The sequence below is a fragment of the Aquipseudomonas ullengensis genome, assembly GCF_014174475.1.
Classification (GTDB): domain Bacteria; phylum Pseudomonadota; class Gammaproteobacteria; order Pseudomonadales; family Pseudomonadaceae; genus Aquipseudomonas; species Aquipseudomonas ullengensis.
Map to the genome: position 1 here is coordinate 329,227 of NZ_JACJUD010000003.1, position 17,740 is coordinate 346,966.

Below are 17,740 nucleotides of genomic sequence, written 5' to 3' on the forward strand. Positions count from 1 at the left end.
AATGAGCCGTCGAGTAGCGACGTTCCGCGCAAAAAAATGGCCCGTCCCTGCGGGTTGCGCGCAAAATCGTGCCATGCGTCGTTGTGGGACTTGCCAAGGGGATGACCATTGCCTGCGTCCCACGCCTAGCCTGGCGCGATTTTGCGCAGCAACGCGGCTCGCGAACGAAACAGCAGCAGACCCCGACGGGCGCCCGGCAAGAATGCAGTGCCCGCAACAGATTGAAGAGGATTCCCCATGGCCATCGCCCTGACCACCCTGGTGGAAGAAGCGGAGCGCTTTCTGAGCGCCGCGCGCATCAGCGATTATTGCCCCAATGGCCTGCAGGTCGAGGGGCGGCCACAGGTACGGCGCATCGTCAGCGGCGTTACCGCCAGCCAGGCGCTGCTGGATGCGGCAGTGGAGGCCGAGGCTGATGTGGTGCTGGTGCACCACGGCTACTTCTGGAAGGGTGAGGATGCCTGCATCACCGGCATCAAGCGCCGTCGCCTGCAGACCCTGCTGAGCAATGACATCAGCCTGCTGGCCTATCACCTGCCGCTGGACCTGCACGCGGAAGTCGGCAACAACGTGCAGCTGGCGCGTCAGCTGGACATCACCGTTGAAGGCCCGCTCGACCCGAACAATCCCAGGATTGTCGGCCTGGTCGGTTCGCTGGATGAGCCCATGAGCGCGCGCGATTTCGCCCGCCGCGTACAGGAAGTCCTCGGTCGCGAGCCGCTGCTGGTGGAGGGCGAAGGCATGATCCGCAAGATCGGCTGGTGCACCGGCGGTGGCCAGGGCTACATCGACAACGCCATCGCGGCCGGCGTCGACCTGTACCTGACCGGCGAGGCCTCGGAGCAGACCTTCCACAGTGCCCGCGAAAACGGCATCAGCTTCATCGCCGCCGGTCACCATGCCACCGAGCGTTATGGTGTGCAGGCCCTGGGCGATTACCTGGCGCGGCGTTTCGCGCTGGAGCACCTGTTTATCGACTGTCCGAATCCGATTTAAGGCGCCAATACGGCCTTTCCTGCAGGCATAAAGCTAGATCGTTTCGATCTAACAGGGCTCCTGAATAGAATGGGGTGCTGTGATAAAGTGCCGCCCTCGTCCACGGCCCGTAGGCCGTCCAATAACGCTCTCTTCGTGAGATAGCCGTGAGTAGCCATGCTCGATAAATTGACGCATCTGAAGCAGTTGGAGGCGGAAAGCATCCACATCATCCGCGAGGTAGCCGCCGAGTTCGATAACCCGGTGATGCTGTACTCCATCGGTAAAGACTCCGCCGTGATGTTGCACCTCGCGCGCAAGGCGTTTTTCCCCGGCAAGCTGCCGTTCCCGGTGATGCACGTCGATACGCGCTGGAAGTTCCAGGAGATGTACAGCTTCCGCGAGAAGATGGTCAAAGAATACGGCCTGGACTTGATCACCCATACCAACCCCGATGGCGTGGCGCAGGACATGAACCCCTTCACCTACGGTAGTGCCAAGCACACCGACGTGATGAAGACCGAGGGTCTCAAGCAGGCGCTGGACAAGTACGGCTTCGACGCCGCCTTCGGTGGCGCGCGCCGCGACGAAGAGAAGTCCCGCGCCAAGGAGCGCGTGTATTCCTTCCGCGACAGCAAGCACCGTTGGGACCCGAAGAACCAGCGTCCCGAGCTGTGGAACGTGTACAACGGCAACGTCAAGAAAGGCGAGTCGATCCGCGTATTCCCGCTGTCCAACTGGACCGAGCTGGATATCTGGCAGTACATCTATCTGGAACAGATTCCAATCGTGCCGCTGTACTTCGCCGAAGAGCGCGAAGTGATCGAGATGAACGGCGCGCTGATCATGATCGACGACGAGCGCATCCTCGAACACCTCACCCCTGAGCAGAAAGCCAGCATCCATAAAAAGATGGTGCGCTTCCGTACCCTGGGTTGCTACCCGCTGACGGGCGCGGTGGAATCCACCGCCAGTACCCTGCCGGAAATCATTCAGGAAATGCTGCTGGCCAAGACCTCTGAGCGCCAAGGCCGAGTGATCGACCATGACTCTTCCGGCTCGATGGAAGAGAAGAAACGTCAGGGGTACTTTTAATATGTCGCACCAATCCGAATTGATCAGCGAGGACATCCTTGCCTACCTGGCCCAGCACGAGCGTAAAGAGCTGCTGCGCTTCCTCACCTGTGGCAACGTCGACGACGGCAAAAGCACGCTGATTGGCCGCCTGCTGCATGACTCCAAGATGATCTATGAAGACCACTTGGATGCCATCACCAAAGACTCGAAAAAAGTCGGCACCACCGGTGAAGACATCGACCTGGCGCTGCTGGTCGACGGTCTGCAAGCCGAGCGCGAGCAAGGCATCACCATCGACGTGGCGTACCGCTATTTCAGCACCACCAAGCGCAAGTTCATCATCGCCGACACCCCCGGCCATGAGCAGTACACCCGCAACATGGCCACCGGCGCGTCCAACTGCGACCTGGCGATCATCCTGATCGACGCGCGTTACGGCGTGCAGACCCAGACCAAGCGCCACAGCTTCATCGCCAGCCTGCTGGGCATCAAACACATCGTCATCGCCGTCAACAAGATGGACCTCAAGGGCTTCGATCAGGGCGTGTTCGAGCAGATCAAGAGCGATTACCTGGCGTTTGTCGACGGCATTGCCTTCAAGCCAAGCTCGATGCACTTCGTACCGATGTCGGCGCTCAAGGGCGACAACGTGGTGAACAAGAGCGAACAATCGCCTTGGTACACCGGCCAGTCGCTGATGGAAATTCTCGAGACCGTCGAGGTTGCGGGTGACCGCAACTTCAACGACCTGCGTTTCCCGGTGCAGTACGTCAACCGTCCCAACCTGAACTTCCGCGGTTTCGCCGGCACCCTGGCCAGCGGCATCGTGCGCAAGGGCGACGAAATCATCGCCCTGCCGTCGGGCAAGGGCAGCAAGGTCAAATCCATCGTCACCTTCGAGGGTGAGCTGGAGCAGGCCGGCCCGGGCCAGGCGATCACCCTGACCCTGGAAGACGAGATCGACGTGTCCCGCGGCGACATGCTGGTGCATGCCGACAACCGCCCGCAGGTGGTCGACAGCTTCGACGCCATGCTGGTGTGGATGGCTGAAGAGCCGATGCTGCCGGGCAAGAAATACGACATCAAACGCGCCACCAGCTACGTGCCGGGCTCGATTGCCAGCATCGCCCACCGTGTCGATGTGAACACCCTGGAAGAGGGCGCCGCGAGCAGCCTGCAGCTCAACGAGATCGGCAAGGTCAAGGTTGCCCTCGATGCGCCGATCGCCCTCGACGGCTACGCGCACAACCGCACCACCGGCGCCTTTATCGTCATCGACCGGCTGACCAACGGCACCGTCGGCGCCGGCATGATCATCGCCGATGCGGTTGGCGCGGGTGGCAGCACTCACCATGGTGAGCTGGCCCACGTGTCGACCGAAGAGCGTGCCGCGCGCTTCGGCCAGCAACCGGCCACCGTGCTGTTCAGCGGCCTGTCCGGCGCCGGCAAGAGCACCCTGGCCTATGCCGTCGAGCGCAAGCTGTTCGACATGGGGCGTGCGGTGTACGTGCTGGACGGCCAGAACCTGCGTCACGACCTGAACAAGGGTCTGCCGCAGGACCGTGCCGGGCGTACCGAGAACTGGCGCCGTGCCGCTCACGTGGCGCGTCAGTTCAACGAAGCCGGCCTGCTGACCCTTGCTGCGTTCGTTGCTCCGGATGCCGAAGGCCGCGAACAGGCCAAGGCGCTGATCGGCAATGATCGTCTGATCACCGTCTACGTCCAAGCGTCGCCGCAGGTCTGCGCCGAGCGTGACCCGCAGGGCCTGTATGCCGCCGCTGGCGACAACATCCCGGGCGAGTCCTTCCCCTACGACATCCCGCTGAATGCCGATCTGGTGATCGATACGCAGTCGGTGTCGGTGGAAGAGGGCGTGAAGCTGGTGCTGGACGTACTGCGGGCCCGCGGCGCGATCTAAGCCTGGTTAGGCAAAAAGGCCCCGCCATGCGGGGCTTTTTTGTGCGCGCCTGGTCACCGTTTGATGGTTTCGGGGCCGCGAGTGGGAACCATCAGGCGTAAAAAAGCCCCGCATCGACGGGGCTTTTTCTCGGCTGTTAACCGCTGATCAACGCTTCAGGCCGAAAGTTTCATCCAGCGTGCCGGGGGCGTCCGGTGCCTTCGGTGCGTAGTCCTTGGGCATTTCGTTGTTCTTCGGCGGGGTCAGGCGTTCGCGCTTTTCGTTGCCTTCGTCGGCATGCAGTGCGGCGAGCAGGCGCTGGCGGGTCAACTCGTCGAGGGCCAGGCGGTTGGCACCTTCGGACAGGTGTTCCTGCACTTCCTGGTAGCTCTGGGTGAGCTTCTTCACCAGGCTGGCGGTGGTGTTGAAATGGGTCACTACGTCGCTCTGGTAGGACTCGAAGCGTTGCTGCATGTCGTCCAGCTGGCGCTGGGTGCGATTGGGCGCGGCGTTGGGCAGCAGGCGCGCCACCAGAAAGCCGATGGCGACACCTGCCAGCAGGGCAATGGCGGGGAGCAACCAGGGCGTGATCGTCTGTTCCACGAGTCCTTCCTCTCTATACGGCTTTGCTTTACGGTAGCGGCTCCAAACCGCGCTGTATACCGCTCGCGAGCTGTGTTGTGCGTTGTGCTTAACCAAGACGTGTCGACCCGATCCGGGGTCACGGAGTTCCCGCAGTTGATCCGCGAAACCCCTTTCTCCCTCGATGGCCCGTGCGGCCCGCTGGAAGCGCTCTACCTCGAAGTGCCCGATGCCAAAGGCGTGGCGCTGATCTGCCACCCGAACCCGGTACAGGGCGGCACCATGCTCAATAAGGTTGTATCCACCCTGCAGCGTGCCGTGCGTGACATGGGCTACAGCACCCTGCGCTTCAATTACCGCGGCGTAGGCGCCAGTGCCGGCAGCCATGACATGGGCACCGGCGAGGTGGATGACGCCGAGGCGGCGGCTCACTGGCTGCGTGGCCAGCAGCCGCAGTTGCCGCTGAGCCTGTTCGGGTTTTCCTTTGGTGGCTTCGTTGCCGCGGCGACCGCTGGGCGCCTGGAGCAGCAGGGCGTGGACGTCGAGCGGCTGTTCATGGTCGCCCCGGCGGTGCATCGCCTGCAGCCGCCTGAGCAACTGCCTGAGCGGGCCATATTGACGCTGATCCAGCCTGAGCAAGACGAAGTGATCGATCCTGCACAGGTGTTTGCCTGGTCGGCGGCCCAGCAACGTCCTCACGAGCTGTTGAAAGTGGCAGAATGCGGCCACTTTTTTCACGGCAAGCTGCCTGAACTCAAAGACCTGGTTCAGCCACGTCTCTAATCGAAGCGATATCCGAACATGACCACCCGAATCCTGACTGGCATCACCACCACCGGCACCCCGCACCTGGGCAACTACGCCGGCGCTATCCGTCCGGCCATCGTCGCCAGCCGCGCTGCTGACGCCGACTCGTTCTATTTCCTCGCCGACTACCACGCGCTGATCAAGTGCGATGACCCGGCGCGCATCCAGCGTTCGCGCCTGGAGATTGCGGCCACCTGGCTGGCCTGCGGCCTGGACGTGAACAAGGCGACCTTCTACCGCCAGTCCGATATCCCCGAGATTCCCGAGCTGTGCTGGCTGCTCACCTGCGTCGCCGGCAAGGGCCTGCTCAACCGCGCCCACGCCTACAAGGCCTCGGTGGACAAGAACGTCGAGCAGGGCGAAGACCCGGATGCCGGCATCACCATGGGCCTGTTCAGTTACCCGGTGCTGATGGCGGCGGACATCCTGATGTTCAACGCGCACAAGGTGCCGGTCGGTCGCGACCAGATCCAGCACGTGGAAATGGCCCGCGACATCGGTCAGCGCTTCAACCATCTGTTCGGCCAGGGCAAAGAGCTGTTCACCCTGCCGGAAGCGGTGATCGAGGAAGAAGTGGCGACCCTGCCCGGCCTCGACGGTCGCAAGATGAGCAAGAGCTACGACAACACCATTCCGCTGTTCGGCAGCGCCAAGCAGCTCAAGGATGCCATCGCCCGCATCGTCACCGACTCCAAGCTGCCGGGCGAAGCCAAGGATCCGGACAGCTCGCACCTGTTCACTCTCTACCAGGCCTTCTCTACGCCGGCGCAGCAGGCCGAGTTCCGTGCCGAATTGCTCGCCGGCCTGGCCTGGGGCGAGGCGAAGAACCGCCTGTTCCAGCTGCTCGACAACGAACTGGGCGAGGCCCGCGAGCGCTATCACACGCTGATCGAGCAGCCGGCCGATCTGGAGGACATTCTCCTCGCTGGTGCGGCCAAGGCCCGCAAGACTGCCACCCCGTTCCTCAACGAGCTGCGTGAGGCGGTGGGTCTGCGCTCGTTTAAGCCTCGTGTTGTTCATATTGAGGGGGCTGCCTCGATTTCACTTTCGGCAGAGCTGGATGGTCGAGTAATTAAGTCTAAGAAGACTGCGGTCAAGGCTGCACGCTTCGTCAGCTTCCGCGACGAAGACGGCAGCTTCCGTTTCCGCCTGCTGGATGCCGCTGGCGAGCAACTGCTGCTGTCCAAGTCCTTCGCCGACGGCAAGGCGGCGGGGCAGGCCAGCAAGCGCCTGCAATCCGGCGAGGCGCTGGATGTGCGTGCGCAGGGCGCAGGTTTCGGCCTGTGGCTGGATGGCGAACTGATTGGCGAGAGCCTGGATTTTGCCGATGGCGCGGCCTGTGAGGCCGGTATTGCCCGTCTGCGCGAGGCGCTGGCGCCGCAGGAATAAATCCCGGCCAAGCTACTGGCTGATTGCCAAGCACGGGGTGCGTCGCTAAAGTGACCGCCCCGTTTTTGTTACCGAATTTCCCATCATGACTCCTCTTGAGCGCTACCAGGCCGACCTGAAGCGGCCGGACTTCTTCCACGACGCCGCCCAGGAAACTGCCGTGCGCCATCTGCAGCGTCTGTACGACGACTTGGTGGCCGATGAGCGCAGCAAGCCGGGCCTGTTTGGTGGCCTGTTCACCAAGAAGCGCCAGGAGCCGATCAAGGGCCTGTATTTCTGGGGCGGCGTCGGTCGCGGCAAGACCTACCTGGTCGACACCTTCTTCGAAGCGCTGCCGTTCGAGCGCAAGATGCGCACGCACTTCCACCGCTTCATGAAGCGCGTGCATGAAGAAATGCGCACCCTCAAGGGCGAGAAGAATCCACTGACCATCATCGGCAAGCGCTTCGCCGATGAGGCCCGGGTGATCTGTTTCGATGAGTTCTTCGTCAGCGACATCACCGACGCGATGATCCTGGCCAGCCTGCTGGAGGAGCTGTTCAAGAACGGCGTGAGCCTGGTAGCGACCTCCAACATCGTCCCGGACGGCCTGTACAAGGATGGCCTGCAGCGCTCGCGCTTCCTGCCGGCGATTGCCCTGGTCAAGCAGTTCACCGACGTGGTCAACGTCGACAGTGGGGTGGATTACCGCCTGCGTGCCCTGGAGCAGGCCGAGCTGTTCCACTGGCCGCTGGATGCCGAGGCCGAAGTCAGCCTGGAGAAGAGCTTCCGCAGCCTGCTGCCCGAGCACTGCACGGTGGAAGAGTACAAGGCGCTGATGATCGAGAACCGCGCGATCATGGCGCGCAAGGAAGGCGACGACGTGGCCTGGTTCGAGTTTCGCGAACTGTGCGATGGCCCGCGTAGCCAGAACGACTACATCGAACTGGGCAAGATCTTCCACGCGGTGATCCTGTCCAACGTCGAGCAGATGGGCGTGGCCAAGGACGACATGGCGCGGCGCTTCATCAATCTGGTGGATGAGTTCTACGACCGCAACGTCAAGCTGATCATCTCGGCTGAAGTGGAGCTGAAGGACCTGTACACCGGCGGTCGCCTGAACTTCGAGTTCCAGCGCACCTTGAGCCGCCTGCTGGAAATGCAGTCCCACGAGTTCCTGGCGCGCGCACACAAGCCGTAACGGCGATTCGCGAAGGCCCGCTGCCGATCGACCAAAAAACGCCGCAACTCCTTCACGGAATTGCGGCGTTTTTGTGTGCGTAGGGCGGGTGAAACCCGCGGGCAGGCTCGCGGGTTTCACCCGTCCTACAGGCCAGAGGTCTTCTGTATTTCAGGCGCCGTCCTTGTGCTGGAACTGGCGACGGTACTGGTTGGGCGACAGTTCGGCATGCTGGCGGAACAGGCGGGCGAAGAAGCTGGCATCGTCGTAGCCGACTTCGTAGCTGATGGTCTTGATGCTCTTGCGCGTCGAGCTGAGCAGGCTCTTGGCCGTCTCGATGCGCAGGCGCTGCAGATAGTGCAGGGGCTTGTCGCCGGTGGCGGCCTGGAAGCGGCGCATGAAGTTGCGAATGCTCATGCCGTGCTGGCGAGCCACATCCTCGATGCGGAATTTCTCGGCGAAATGCTCTTCCAGCCAGTGTTGTACCTGCAGGATGGCTACGTCCTGGTGCAGCTTCTGTCCGCCGAAGCCGATGCGTCCGGGGCTGTAGCTGCGCTGGGTTTCGTAGAGGATGTCACGGGCCACGCCCTGGGCCACGGTAGCGCCGCAGTAGCGCTCGATCAGGTAGATGTACATGTCGCAGGCCGAGGTGACCCCGCCGGCGCAGTACAGGTTGTCGGCATCCGACAAGTGCTTGTCCTGGTTGAGCAGCACCTTGGGGAAGCGCTCGGCAAACTCGCGGAAGAAGCGCCAATAGGTGGTCGCCTCCTTGCCATCGAGCAGGCCGGTTTCGGCCATCCAGAACACGCCGGTGGCTTCACCGCAGATTGAGGCGCCGGCGGCATGCTGTTCCCTGAGCCAGGTGGTGACGTGGGGGTGGCGCTGGCGCAGTTCGTCGAAATCGCCCCAGAAAGCCGGCAGGATGATCACGTCGGCCGACTCCAGCGGGCCGTCGACCTGGATATTGGCCTGGCTGAAACTGGTGACCGATTGGCCGTCGGGGCTGACCACGCGTATCAGGAAGTTGGTGGCGGTATCCAGGCCTTGTTGCTTGCTGTAGCGCATGCCGGCCATGTGGAAGAAATCGCGCGCCTGCATCAGGGTGGCGGCAAACACCCCTTCGGTGGCGAGGATGCAAATACGGGTCTGTGGCGTTGTTGCGGGCATTGGCTGTTGTTCTTATTGGTGGTGAAACGGTCATTCAGTGGCTGGATCGTCTTATTTTTTGTCGCATGTGTCCAGTGTCTAGTGCGTCTGGGCTGGCCTAGAGTGGTGATCACTCAATGACCACTCAGATGCAGGTACAACAATGATTCCAAGAACCCTGTTCAGTCACGAGCACGAGCAGTTTCGCGAGTCCGTGCGTAAATTCTTCGAGCAGGAGGCGGTGCCGTTTCACGCCCAGTGGGAGAAGGACGGCTACATTGACCGCGCGCTGTGGAACAAGGCGGGCGAGGCGGGGATGCTCTGCTCGCACATCCCGGAAGAATACGGCGGCATGAGCGCCGACTTCCTCTACAGCGCTGTGGTGATCGAAGAGCAGGCGCGCCTGGGGCTGACCGGCGTGGGCTTCTCCCTGCACTCGGACATCGCTGCGCCCTACATCCTTCACTACGGCAGCGAAGAGCTGAAGCAGCGTTACCTGCCGAAGATGGTCAGCGGTGAGGTGGTCACCGCAATCGCCATGACCGAGCCGGGTACCGGCTCCGACCTGCAGGGGGTGAAGACCACTGCGTTGCTGGACGGCGACGAGTATGTGATCAACGGCTCGAAGACCTTCATCACCAACGGCTGGCAGGCCGACATGGTCATCGTGGTTGCCAAGACCGATCCGAAAGGTGGTTCCAAGGGTATCAGTCTGTTTCTGGTGGATGCCGATACACCGGGCTTCTCCAAAGGCAAGCGTCTGGAGAAGGTCGGCATGAAGGCTCAGGACACTTCCGAGCTGTTCTTCCAGGACGTGCGTATTCCCAAAAGCAACTTGCTGGGCAAGGAAGGCATGGGCTTCGTCTATCTGATGCAGGAGCTGCCGCAGGAGCGCCTGACCGTCGGCGTGGGTGCCATTGCTTCGGCAGAGGCGGCCATCAAGTGGACGCTGGACTACACCCGTGAGCGCAAGGCTTTTGGCAGGTCCGTGGCGGACTTCCAGAACACCCGTTTCAAGCTGGCCGAGATGACCACCGAGGCGCAGATCGGTCGGGTATTCGTCGATCGCTGCCTGGAGCTGCATCTCAAGGGCAAGCTGGATGTGCCGACCGCGGCGATGCTCAAGTACTGGGGGACCGATCTGCAGTGCAAGGTGATCGACGAGTGCGTGCAACTGCACGGTGGTTACGGCTACATGTGGGAGTACCCGATCGCCCGGGCCTGGGCGGATTCGCGGGTGCAGCGCATCTATGCCGGCACCAACGAGATCATGAAGGAGATCATCAGTCGCGCCCTGTAAGGCTCGTCTGCAATGAAAAAAGCCCGGCAATTGCCGGGCTTTTTCTTGGGCGAGGGATTCAGGGTGCGGGGTTGGGTTGTTCGCGGTGGATGGCGTCGATGGCGGCCAGCAGCTCATCGCTCAGCGTCAAGCTGGTGCTGGCCAGGTTGCTTTCCAGCTGCTCCAGGCTGGTGGCGCCGATGATATTGCTGGTGACGAACGGCTGTCGGGTGACGAAGGCCAGAGCCATCTGCGCCGGGTCCAGGCCGTGCTCGCGGGCCAGGGCTACGTAGCGGGTGCAAGCGGCCTGGGCCTGTGGATTGGTGTAGCGCGAGAAGCGGCTGAACAGACTGATCCGGGCATTGGCCGGGCGTGCGCCGTTCTCGTATTTGCCTGAAAGCATGCCGAAGGCCAGCGGGGAGTAGGCCAGCAGGCCGCACTGCTCGCGGATTGCCACTTCTGCCAGGCCCACCTCGAAGCTGCGGTTGAGCAGGTTGTAGGGGTTCTGGATCGACACTGCGCGGGCCAGGCCGAGGCTGTCGGCCAGTTGTAGGAACTTCATGGTGCCCCAGGGCGTTTCGTTGGACAGGCCGATATGGCGGATCTTGCCGGCGCTGATCTGCTCGCCCAGTGCTTCGAGGATTTCCTGTAGAGGGGTGAAGTCCTGATCCTGGTGACGATAGCCGAGCTGGCCGAAGAAGTTGGTGTTGCGCTCCGGCCAGTGCAGCTGATAAAGGTCGATCCAGTCGGTCTGCAGGCGCTGCAGGCTGGCATCCACGGCGGCGCGAATGTGCTCGCGGTTGTGTTTGAGCGGCGCGTTGCGGATGTAGTCGATGCCGTTGCCGGGGCCGGCGATCTTGCTCGCCAGGATCCAGTCGGCACGATTGCCGCGGGCCTTGAAATAATTACCGATGATGCGCTCGGTGGCGCCATAGGTCTCGCCGCGTGGCGGCACCGGGTACATTTCAGCGGTGTCGAGAAAGTTGATCCCGGCGGCCTTGGCGCGGTCTATCTGGGCGAAACCCTCGGCTTCGTTGTTCTGCTCGCCCCAGGTCATGCTGCCCAGGCACAAGGCGCTGACTTTCAGATCGCTACGCCCCAGTGGACGGTATTCCATGTGCATCTCCTTGGTTGTGGCGAAAGGGAAACATCAAAGCAGGTTGCTATTTCTGCTGCAATCGGCATAATTTCGCGGCTTTCTCAGCGGGGATGCCTAGCCCGTACGAGAAAGAAGGTGGGGATGCCTAGCCCGCCGAACCTTTGCCATAGCGGACGCGCTGACCCGAGCCCCCGATTAGCGTCTGTCTTAATGGTCGTCTTTGACTTGTCAAAGCAAGCACTATTCAGTAAGATCCGCCGTCTTATTTTCAGGGCGGCCCCTGAGGCTATAGCGAATGAAGACTTTTACTGCAAAACCGGAAACTGTTCAGCGCGACTGGTACGTCGTCGACGCTGCCGGTCAGACCCTGGGTCGTCTGGCCACTGAAATTGCTAGCCGCCTGCGTGGCAAGCACAAGCCTGAGTACACCCCGCACGTTGATACCGGCGACTACATCGTCGTGATCAATGCCGAGCAGGTGCGTGTGACTGGCGCCAAGACCTCCGACAAAATGTACTACTCGCACTCCGGTTTCCCGGGTGGCATCAAGGAAATCAGCTTCGAGAAGCTGATCGCCAAGGCCCCCGAGCGCGTGATCGAGACCGCGGTCAAGGGCATGCTGCCGAAGAACCCGCTGGGTCGCGACATGTATCGCAAGCTGAAGGTGTACAAGGGTGCTGTTCACCCGCACACTGCTCAGCAGCCCCAAGAACTGAAGATTTAACGGAATAGTTCATTATGTCGGCGACTCAAAACTACGGCACTGGCCGTCGCAAGACCGCTACCGCGCGCGTTTTTCTGCGTCCAGGTACTGGCAAGATCTCCATCAACAACCGCACCCTGGATACCTTCTTCGGTCGCGAAACCGCTCGCATGGTCGTGCGTCAGCCGCTGGAGCTGACCGAGACTACCGAGAAGTTTGACATCTACGTCACCGTTCTCGGTGGTGGTGTCAGCGGTCAAGCCGGTGCAATTCGTCATGGCATTACTCGTGCTCTGATGGACTACGACGAGGCGCTGCGTCCGGCCCTGCGTAAAGCAGGCTTCGTGACTCGCGATGCTCGTGAAGTGGAACGTAAGAAGGTTGGTCTGCGTAAAGCGCGTAAGCGTCCGCAGTACTCCAAGCGTTAATTCGCTGCTACGTTCAAAAGCGCCCAGTCTCCTTTTCGGAGCTGGGCGTTTTTTATTGCCGCCTGTTTTTGCTGTGCGACAACTGGTCGCATTGGCCTAAGGCCCGATTGGCAAGGCTTTCAAGGTATTTGTATCCAGTAATTACCTTGTCAGAAAAGGGGCTTTTCTTTACCATTCTGCAAATTTTGTGCGGCCCGATTTATTACTTAGTAGAGGCCTGAACAACAGGCCACAAAGCTGATGGGAGACGACTGAATGAGCAATGACGGCGTGAATGCAGGCCGGCGTCGCTTCCTGGTAGCGGCCACCTCTGTGGTGGGTGCTGCTGGAGCGGTGGGTGCTGCGACTCCGTTTGTGGGGTCATGGTTCCCCAGTGCCAAGGCCAAGGCCGCTGGTGCACCGGTGAAAGTGAATATCGGCAAGGTTGAGCCCGGCCAGCAGATGGTTGCTGAGTGGCGTGGCCAGCCTGTGTTCATCGTGCGCCGTACTGACGAGATCCTGGCCAATCTGGGCAAGATCCACGACAAGATGGCCGACCCGGAATCCAAGGACTCCGCGCAGCCGACTTATGTCGATCCGCAGAACCGCTCGATCAAGCCCGAGCTGCTGGTGTTGGTCGGTCTGTGCACTCACCTGGGTTGCTCGCCGTCCTTCCGTCCGGAAGTTGCGCCGGCGGATCTGGGTGCCGACTGGGTCGGTGGTTACTTCTGCCCGTGCCACGGTTCCAAGTACGACCTCGCCGGTCGTGTCTACAAGGCTCAGCCCGCGCCGAAGAACCTGCCGGTTCCACCGCACTCGTACGAGTCCGATGACGTCATCATCGTTGGCGTAGACCAGGAGAAAGCATGATGGAAAAGTTCATGGCCTGGATCGATGCGCGCTTCCCCGCGACCAAGATGTGGGAAGACCATCTGAGCAAGTACTACGCCCCGAAGAACTTCAACTTCTTCTACTTCTTCGGCTCCCTGGCACTGCTGGTGCTGGTTAACCAGATCCTGACCGGTATCTGGCTGACCATGAGCTTCACCCCGTCCGCCGAGGAGGCCTTCGCCTCCGTCGAATACATCATGCGTGATGTGGAGTTCGGCTGGATCATCCGCTACCTGCACTCCACGGGCGCTTCGGCGTTCTTCATCGTGGTGTACATGCACATGTTCCGCGGTCTGCTCTACGGCTCCTACCAGAAGCCGCGTGAGCTGGTGTGGGTGTTCGGCATGCTGATCTACCTCGCCCTGATGGCCGAGGCCTTCATGGGCTACCTGCTGCCGTGGGGTCAGATGTCCTACTGGGGTGCCCAGGTGATCATCTCGTTGTTCGGCGCCATTCCGGTGATCGGCGATGACTTGACCATGTGGATCCGTGGTGACTACCTGATTTCCGGGATCACCCTGAACCGCTTCTTCGCCCTGCACGTGATTGCGCTGCCGATCGTCATTCTCGGTCTGGTCGTGCTGCACATCCTGGCTCTGCACGAAGTGGGTTCGAACAACCCTGACGGCGTCGACATCAAGAAGCACAAGGACGAGAACGGCATCCCGCTCGACGGCATCGCCTTCCACCCGTACTACTCGGTGAAGGATATCGTTGGTGTGGTGGTGTTCCTGTTCGTGTTCTGCGCCATCGTGTTCTTCTTCCCGGAAATGGGTGGTTACTTCCTCGAGAAGCCGAACTTCGAACAGGCCAACCCGTTCAAGACGCCTGAACACATTGCCCCGGTTTGGTACTTCACGCCGTTCTACGCGATCCTGCGTGCCGTTCCGGACAAGCTGCTGGGCGTTATCGCCATGGGCGCCGCGATTGCCGTGCTGTTTGTCCTGCCGTGGCTCGACCGCAGCCCAGTCAAGTCGATGCGCTACAAGGGCTGGATGAGCAAAATCTGGCTGCTGGTGTTCTGCATCAGCTTCGTGATCCTCGGCGTGCTGGGTGTTCTGGCGCCGACTGAGGGCCGTACCCTGCTGTCGCAGATTTGCACTGCTCTGTATTTCGCCTACTTCATCCTGATGCCGTTCTACACCCGGATGGAGAAGACTAAACCGGTTCCGGAAAGGGTGACTGGCTGATGAAAAAGCTACTTGCTGCATTTGTATTCGCTGCTCTGCCAGCCCTGGCGCTGGCTTCCGGTGGCCATGAAGTCCATCTCGACAAGGTCGACATCGACCTGACCGACAAGGCCGCTCTGCAGGATGGTGCGCGTACCTTCGCCAACTATTGCATGGGCTGCCACAGTGCCAAGTTCCAGCGCTACGAGCGTGTAGCCACCGATCTGGGCATTCCGGAAGCACTGATGATGGAAAACCTGGTGTTCACCGGTGCCAAGATCGGCGACCACATGAAGATCGGCATGCAACCCAACGATGCCAAGGTCTGGTTCGGTGCTGCACCGCCGGATCTGACCCTGGTTGCGCGTGTGCGCGGCACCGACTGGCTGTACACCTATCTGCGCTCCTTCTACGAGGACTCCAAGCGTCCGTGGGGTGTGAACAACACCGTGTTCCCGAACGTCGGCATGCCTAACGTACTGGTCGGCCTGCAAGGTCGCCAGGTTGTTGGTTGCAAGCAGGTCCAGTCGGTCGAAGATGGCAAGAAGCAATATGACCCGCTGACCGGTGCGCCGATCACTCACGAGGCCTGCGATCAGCTAACCATCGTGCCGAAGTCTGGTACTCAGACCGAGGCGGAGTTCGACGAGACTGTGCATAACCTGGTGACCTTCCTGGCTTACTCGGCCAACCCGGTCAAGCTGGAAAGCCAGCGCGTTGGTACCTACGTGCTGCTGTATCTGGCCTTCTTCTTCGTGTTCGCTTACCTGCTCAAGCGCGAATACTGGAAGGACGTGCACTGATCTATCGCTGTACCGCTGTAGACGCACGCGCCCATCATGGGCGCGTGCGTTTTTCTGTTTCTGTAATTCTGTTAATTGAGGAGGGACGCCATGGCCGCGCCCAATAAGCTGGCCTGCTATTCCGACCCTGCCGACCATTACTCCCACCGCGTGCGTCTGGTGCTGGCCGAAAAGGGCGTAAGCGCTGAAATCATCGACGTCGAGGGTGGTCGTTGCCCGGCCCAGCTGGCCGAGGTCAATCCCTACGGCAGTCTGCCGACCCTGGTGGATCGCGATCTGTCGTTGTACGAATCCACCGTGATCATGGAATATCTGGACGAGCGCTATCCGCATCCTCCGCTGTTGCCGGTGTATCCGGTGGCTCGGGCGAATAGTCGTTTGCTGATCCATCGCATCCAGCGTGACTGGTGCAAGCTGGTCGATCAGATTATCGAGCCGCGCGGCAAGGAGGCGCTGAAGGCGGTGGCTCGCAAGGAATTGCGCGAAAGCCTGACCGGGGTGTCGCCGTTGTTTGCCGACAAGGCATTCTTCCTTAGCGAAGAACTGAGCCTGGTTGATTGCTGTCTGTTGCCCATACTCTGGCGTTTGCCGTTACTGGGCATCGAGCTGCCAAAGCCGGCCAAGCCGCTGCTCGATTACATGGAGCGGCAGTTTGCTCGCGAGGCTTTCAAGGCCAGTCTGTCCAATGTCGAACGCGATATGCGTTGATTGCAGGAGGTCACCCAGTCATGAACTCGAGTCGCCCCTACCTGGTTCGCGCGCTGTACGAGTGGATTGTCGATAACGACTGCACGCCGCATCTGCTGGTCAATGCGGAGTTTCCGGGTGTGCGTGTGCCGGCCGGTTTTGCCAATGACGGCCAGATTGTCCTTAACGTGGCGCCGAGTGCCGTGCGCAACCTGCACATGGATAACGAGGCAGTCAGCTTTGAAGGGCGCTTCGGTGGTGTGGCGCATTCCCTGTTTATCCCGGCGGGGGGCATGCTGGCCATCTATGCGCGGGAAAACGGCCAGGGCATGGTCTTCGAACTGGAGCCGCCGATCGATGATGAGATCGACGCTGAGGTCGAGGATGGCCCCGAGGATGATGGTCCGTCAGGCGGTGAGCCGCCGCGGCCCAGCGGACGGCCGAGCCTGAAAGTGGTCAAGTGAAACAAAAAAGGCGATCCCTCGGGATCGCCTTTTTCATGGCCGCGCAATGCGTCAGTCGGTGTACTGGAACAGCTTGACCACTTTCTGTACGCCGGAGGCGCTCTGCACCACGCTGGTGGCGCTGGCGCCTTCGGCACGGGTAACCAGGCCTAGCAGGTAGACGATGCCGTTCTCGGTCACCACCTTGATTCGCGTGCTGGGCACGGCGCTGTCAGCCAGCATCAGGGTCTTCAGCTTGCTGGTGATCAGGGCGTCGTTGCTGCGCGCGGTTAGAGAGCTCGGTTGCAGCACTTGCAGCTCGTTGTGCAGTTTTTTCACGCCTTGCACGCGGGTGGCGACCTGGCCAGCCTGCTCTTTCAGCTCGGCGCGCGGGGTTTGCCCGGCGAGCAGGATCACGCCGTTATAGGCGGTGACCACGATGTGCGAGGTTGGCGAGCTCAGGTCGGCCTGGCTGCGCGAGATCTCGCTGGCCACGGACGGTTCGAGGAACTGGTCATCGATCTTGTTGCCGATGCTGCGGTTGCTGCAGCCGCCCAGAGTCAGGCCGAGGGCCAGGGTGGCAAGGATCAGCGGATTGCGGGTCATTCTTCACTCCCGAAAAGTTGACGGTCAATCAGGTCGCACAAACAGTGGATGGCCAGCAGGTGCACTTCCTGGATGCGTGCGGTGACCTTGGACGGCACGCGGATTTCCACGTCCTCCGGCAGCAGCAGGGAGGCCATGCCGCCGCCGTCGCGCCCGGTCAGGGCTACGACAACCATTTCGCGATCGTGTGCGGCCTGGATGGCCTGGATCACGTTTGCCGAGTTGCCGCTAGTGGAGATCGCCAGCAGCACGTCACCGGCCTGGCCGAGTGCACGAATCTGCTTGGAGAACACCTCGTTGTAGCTGTAATCGTTGGCGATCGAGGTAATGGTCGAGCTGTCGGTGGTCAGGGCGATGGCCGGCAGGCTGGGGCGCTCGCGCTCGAAGCGGTTGAGCAGCTCGGAAGAGAAGTGCTGGGCATCGCCGGCCGAGCCACCGTTGCCGCAGGTGAGGATCTTGCCCTCGTTGAGCAGCGAATTGACCATGACCTGGCTGCCGTGCTCGATAAAGGGCACCAGCACTTCCATGGCTTGTTGCTTGGTGTCGATACTGGCCTGGAACATCTGGCGAATTCGGGATTGCATGTCCATCACTGATGACCTTCGATGTACGGGCTGGAGC

19 protein-coding genes are annotated in these 17,740 nt (G+C 61.2%); 14 read left to right on the forward strand and 5 right to left on the reverse strand.

Annotated features, from left to right (window positions below; all coding sequences use genetic code 11):
• Positions 1-237: 237 nt before the first annotated feature.
• The 3 genes from H3H51_RS10825 (at position 238) to cysN (ending at position 3,970) form a co-directional block, all read left to right on the forward strand.
• Positions 238-996 carry a Nif3-like dinuclear metal center hexameric protein gene (locus H3H51_RS10825; protein ID WP_183089056.1) on the forward strand — a complete coding sequence of 253 codons (759 nt, stop codon included), beginning with the start codon at positions 238-240 and terminating at the stop codon, positions 994-996.
• A 156-nt stretch (positions 997-1,152) separates the two neighbouring features.
• Positions 1,153-2,070, forward strand: coding sequence for a sulfate adenylyltransferase subunit CysD (gene cysD / locus H3H51_RS10830; protein ID WP_043309127.1), 918 nt, complete (start codon positions 1,153-1,155; stop codon positions 2,068-2,070).
• Between the two features lies 1 nt (position 2,071).
• Positions 2,072-3,970 (forward strand): sulfate adenylyltransferase subunit CysN, encoded by a 1,899-nt coding sequence (cysN, locus tag H3H51_RS10835; RefSeq protein ID WP_183089057.1) that lies wholly within the window; start codon positions 2,072-2,074, stop codon positions 3,968-3,970.
• Positions 3,971-4,117: 147 nt separating this feature from the next.
• On the opposite strand, the gene H3H51_RS10840 is transcribed toward cysN, so the two are convergent.
• Complete coding sequence (locus tag H3H51_RS10840; protein ID WP_183089058.1) at positions 4,118-4,552, reverse strand: YhcB family protein; 435 nt, start codon at positions 4,550-4,552, stop codon at positions 4,118-4,120.
• Positions 4,553-4,690: 138 nt separating this feature from the next.
• Here H3H51_RS10840 and H3H51_RS10845 point away from each other — a divergent pair, with 138 nt between their 5' ends.
• The 3 genes from H3H51_RS10845 (at position 4,691) to zapE (ending at position 7,907) form a co-directional block, all read left to right on the forward strand.
• Positions 4,691-5,314, forward strand: a complete 624-nt coding sequence (locus H3H51_RS10845; RefSeq protein ID WP_183089348.1) for an alpha/beta hydrolase — start codon at positions 4,691-4,693, stop codon at positions 5,312-5,314.
• An 18-nt stretch (positions 5,315-5,332) separates the two neighbouring features.
• Complete coding sequence (locus H3H51_RS10850) at positions 5,333-6,727, forward strand: tryptophan--tRNA ligase (protein ID WP_183089059.1); 1,395 nt, start codon at positions 5,333-5,335, stop codon at positions 6,725-6,727.
• Between the two features lie 85 nt (positions 6,728-6,812).
• Entirely contained in the window at positions 6,813-7,907 is a 1,095-nt protein-coding gene (gene zapE / locus H3H51_RS10855; protein WP_183089060.1) for a cell division protein ZapE, read from the forward strand.
• Positions 7,908-8,057: 150 nt separating this feature from the next.
• On the opposite strand, the gene H3H51_RS10860 is transcribed toward zapE, so the two are convergent.
• Positions 8,058-9,053, reverse strand: a complete 996-nt coding sequence (locus H3H51_RS10860; RefSeq protein WP_407926484.1) for a GlxA family transcriptional regulator — start codon at positions 9,051-9,053, stop codon at positions 8,058-8,060.
• A gap of 142 nt (positions 9,054-9,195) precedes the next feature.
• On the opposite strand from H3H51_RS10860, the gene H3H51_RS10865 reads away from it, so the two are divergent.
• Entirely contained in the window at positions 9,196-10,332 is a 1,137-nt protein-coding gene (locus H3H51_RS10865; RefSeq protein WP_183089061.1) for an acyl-CoA dehydrogenase family protein, read from the forward strand.
• Positions 10,333-10,390: 58 nt separating this feature from the next.
• Here H3H51_RS10865 and H3H51_RS10870 read toward each other — a convergent pair whose 3' ends face one another.
• Positions 10,391-11,428: an NADP(H)-dependent aldo-keto reductase gene (locus H3H51_RS10870; RefSeq protein WP_183089062.1), complete on the reverse strand. Its 1,038-nt coding sequence runs from the start codon at positions 11,426-11,428 to the stop codon at positions 10,391-10,393.
• 277 nt (positions 11,429-11,705) lie between these two features.
• Between H3H51_RS10870 and rplM the strand changes: the two genes are divergently transcribed.
• From rplM to H3H51_RS10905, 7 genes are all read left to right on the forward strand, one after another.
• Positions 11,706-12,134 carry a 50S ribosomal protein L13 gene (gene rplM, locus H3H51_RS10875; RefSeq protein WP_183089063.1) on the forward strand — a complete coding sequence of 143 codons (429 nt, stop codon included), beginning with the start codon at positions 11,706-11,708 and terminating at the stop codon, positions 12,132-12,134.
• A 14-nt stretch (positions 12,135-12,148) separates the two neighbouring features.
• Positions 12,149-12,541 carry a 30S ribosomal protein S9 gene (rpsI, locus tag H3H51_RS10880; protein WP_183089064.1) on the forward strand — a complete coding sequence of 131 codons (393 nt, stop codon included), beginning with the start codon at positions 12,149-12,151 and terminating at the stop codon, positions 12,539-12,541.
• A gap of 255 nt (positions 12,542-12,796) precedes the next feature.
• Entirely contained in the window at positions 12,797-13,390 is a 594-nt protein-coding gene (gene petA / locus H3H51_RS10885; RefSeq protein ID WP_183089065.1) for a ubiquinol-cytochrome c reductase iron-sulfur subunit, read from the forward strand.
• Positions 13,390-14,601, forward strand: coding sequence for a cytochrome b (locus H3H51_RS10890; RefSeq protein WP_183089350.1), 1,212 nt, complete (start codon positions 13,390-13,392; stop codon positions 14,599-14,601). Before petA ends, H3H51_RS10890 begins: the two co-directional genes overlap by 1 nt.
• A complete protein-coding gene (locus H3H51_RS10895) occupies positions 14,601-15,383 on the forward strand; it encodes a cytochrome c1 (protein WP_183089066.1) in 783 nt (260 codons plus the stop codon). Before H3H51_RS10890 ends, H3H51_RS10895 begins: the two co-directional genes overlap by 1 nt.
• Before the next feature lie 90 nt (positions 15,384-15,473).
• Positions 15,474-16,091 (forward strand): glutathione S-transferase N-terminal domain-containing protein, encoded by a 618-nt coding sequence (locus H3H51_RS10900; protein WP_183089067.1) that lies wholly within the window; start codon positions 15,474-15,476, stop codon positions 16,089-16,091.
• A 20-nt stretch (positions 16,092-16,111) separates the two neighbouring features.
• Complete coding sequence (locus H3H51_RS10905) at positions 16,112-16,534, forward strand: ClpXP protease specificity-enhancing factor (protein ID WP_183089068.1); 423 nt, start codon at positions 16,112-16,114, stop codon at positions 16,532-16,534.
• Between the two features lie 51 nt (positions 16,535-16,585).
• Here the strand turns inward: H3H51_RS10905 and H3H51_RS10910 are convergent, their stop codons facing one another.
• Both H3H51_RS10910 and H3H51_RS10915 read right to left on the reverse strand, forming a co-directional pair.
• Positions 16,586-17,119, reverse strand: a complete 534-nt coding sequence (locus H3H51_RS10910; protein ID WP_183089069.1) for a BON domain-containing protein — start codon at positions 17,117-17,119, stop codon at positions 16,586-16,588.
• Positions 17,116-17,709, reverse strand: a complete 594-nt coding sequence (locus H3H51_RS10915; protein ID WP_183089070.1) for a phosphoheptose isomerase — start codon at positions 17,707-17,709, stop codon at positions 17,116-17,118. The genes H3H51_RS10910 and H3H51_RS10915 overlap by 4 nt, the downstream gene beginning before the upstream one ends.
• Positions 17,710-17,740 lie beyond the last annotated feature (31 nt).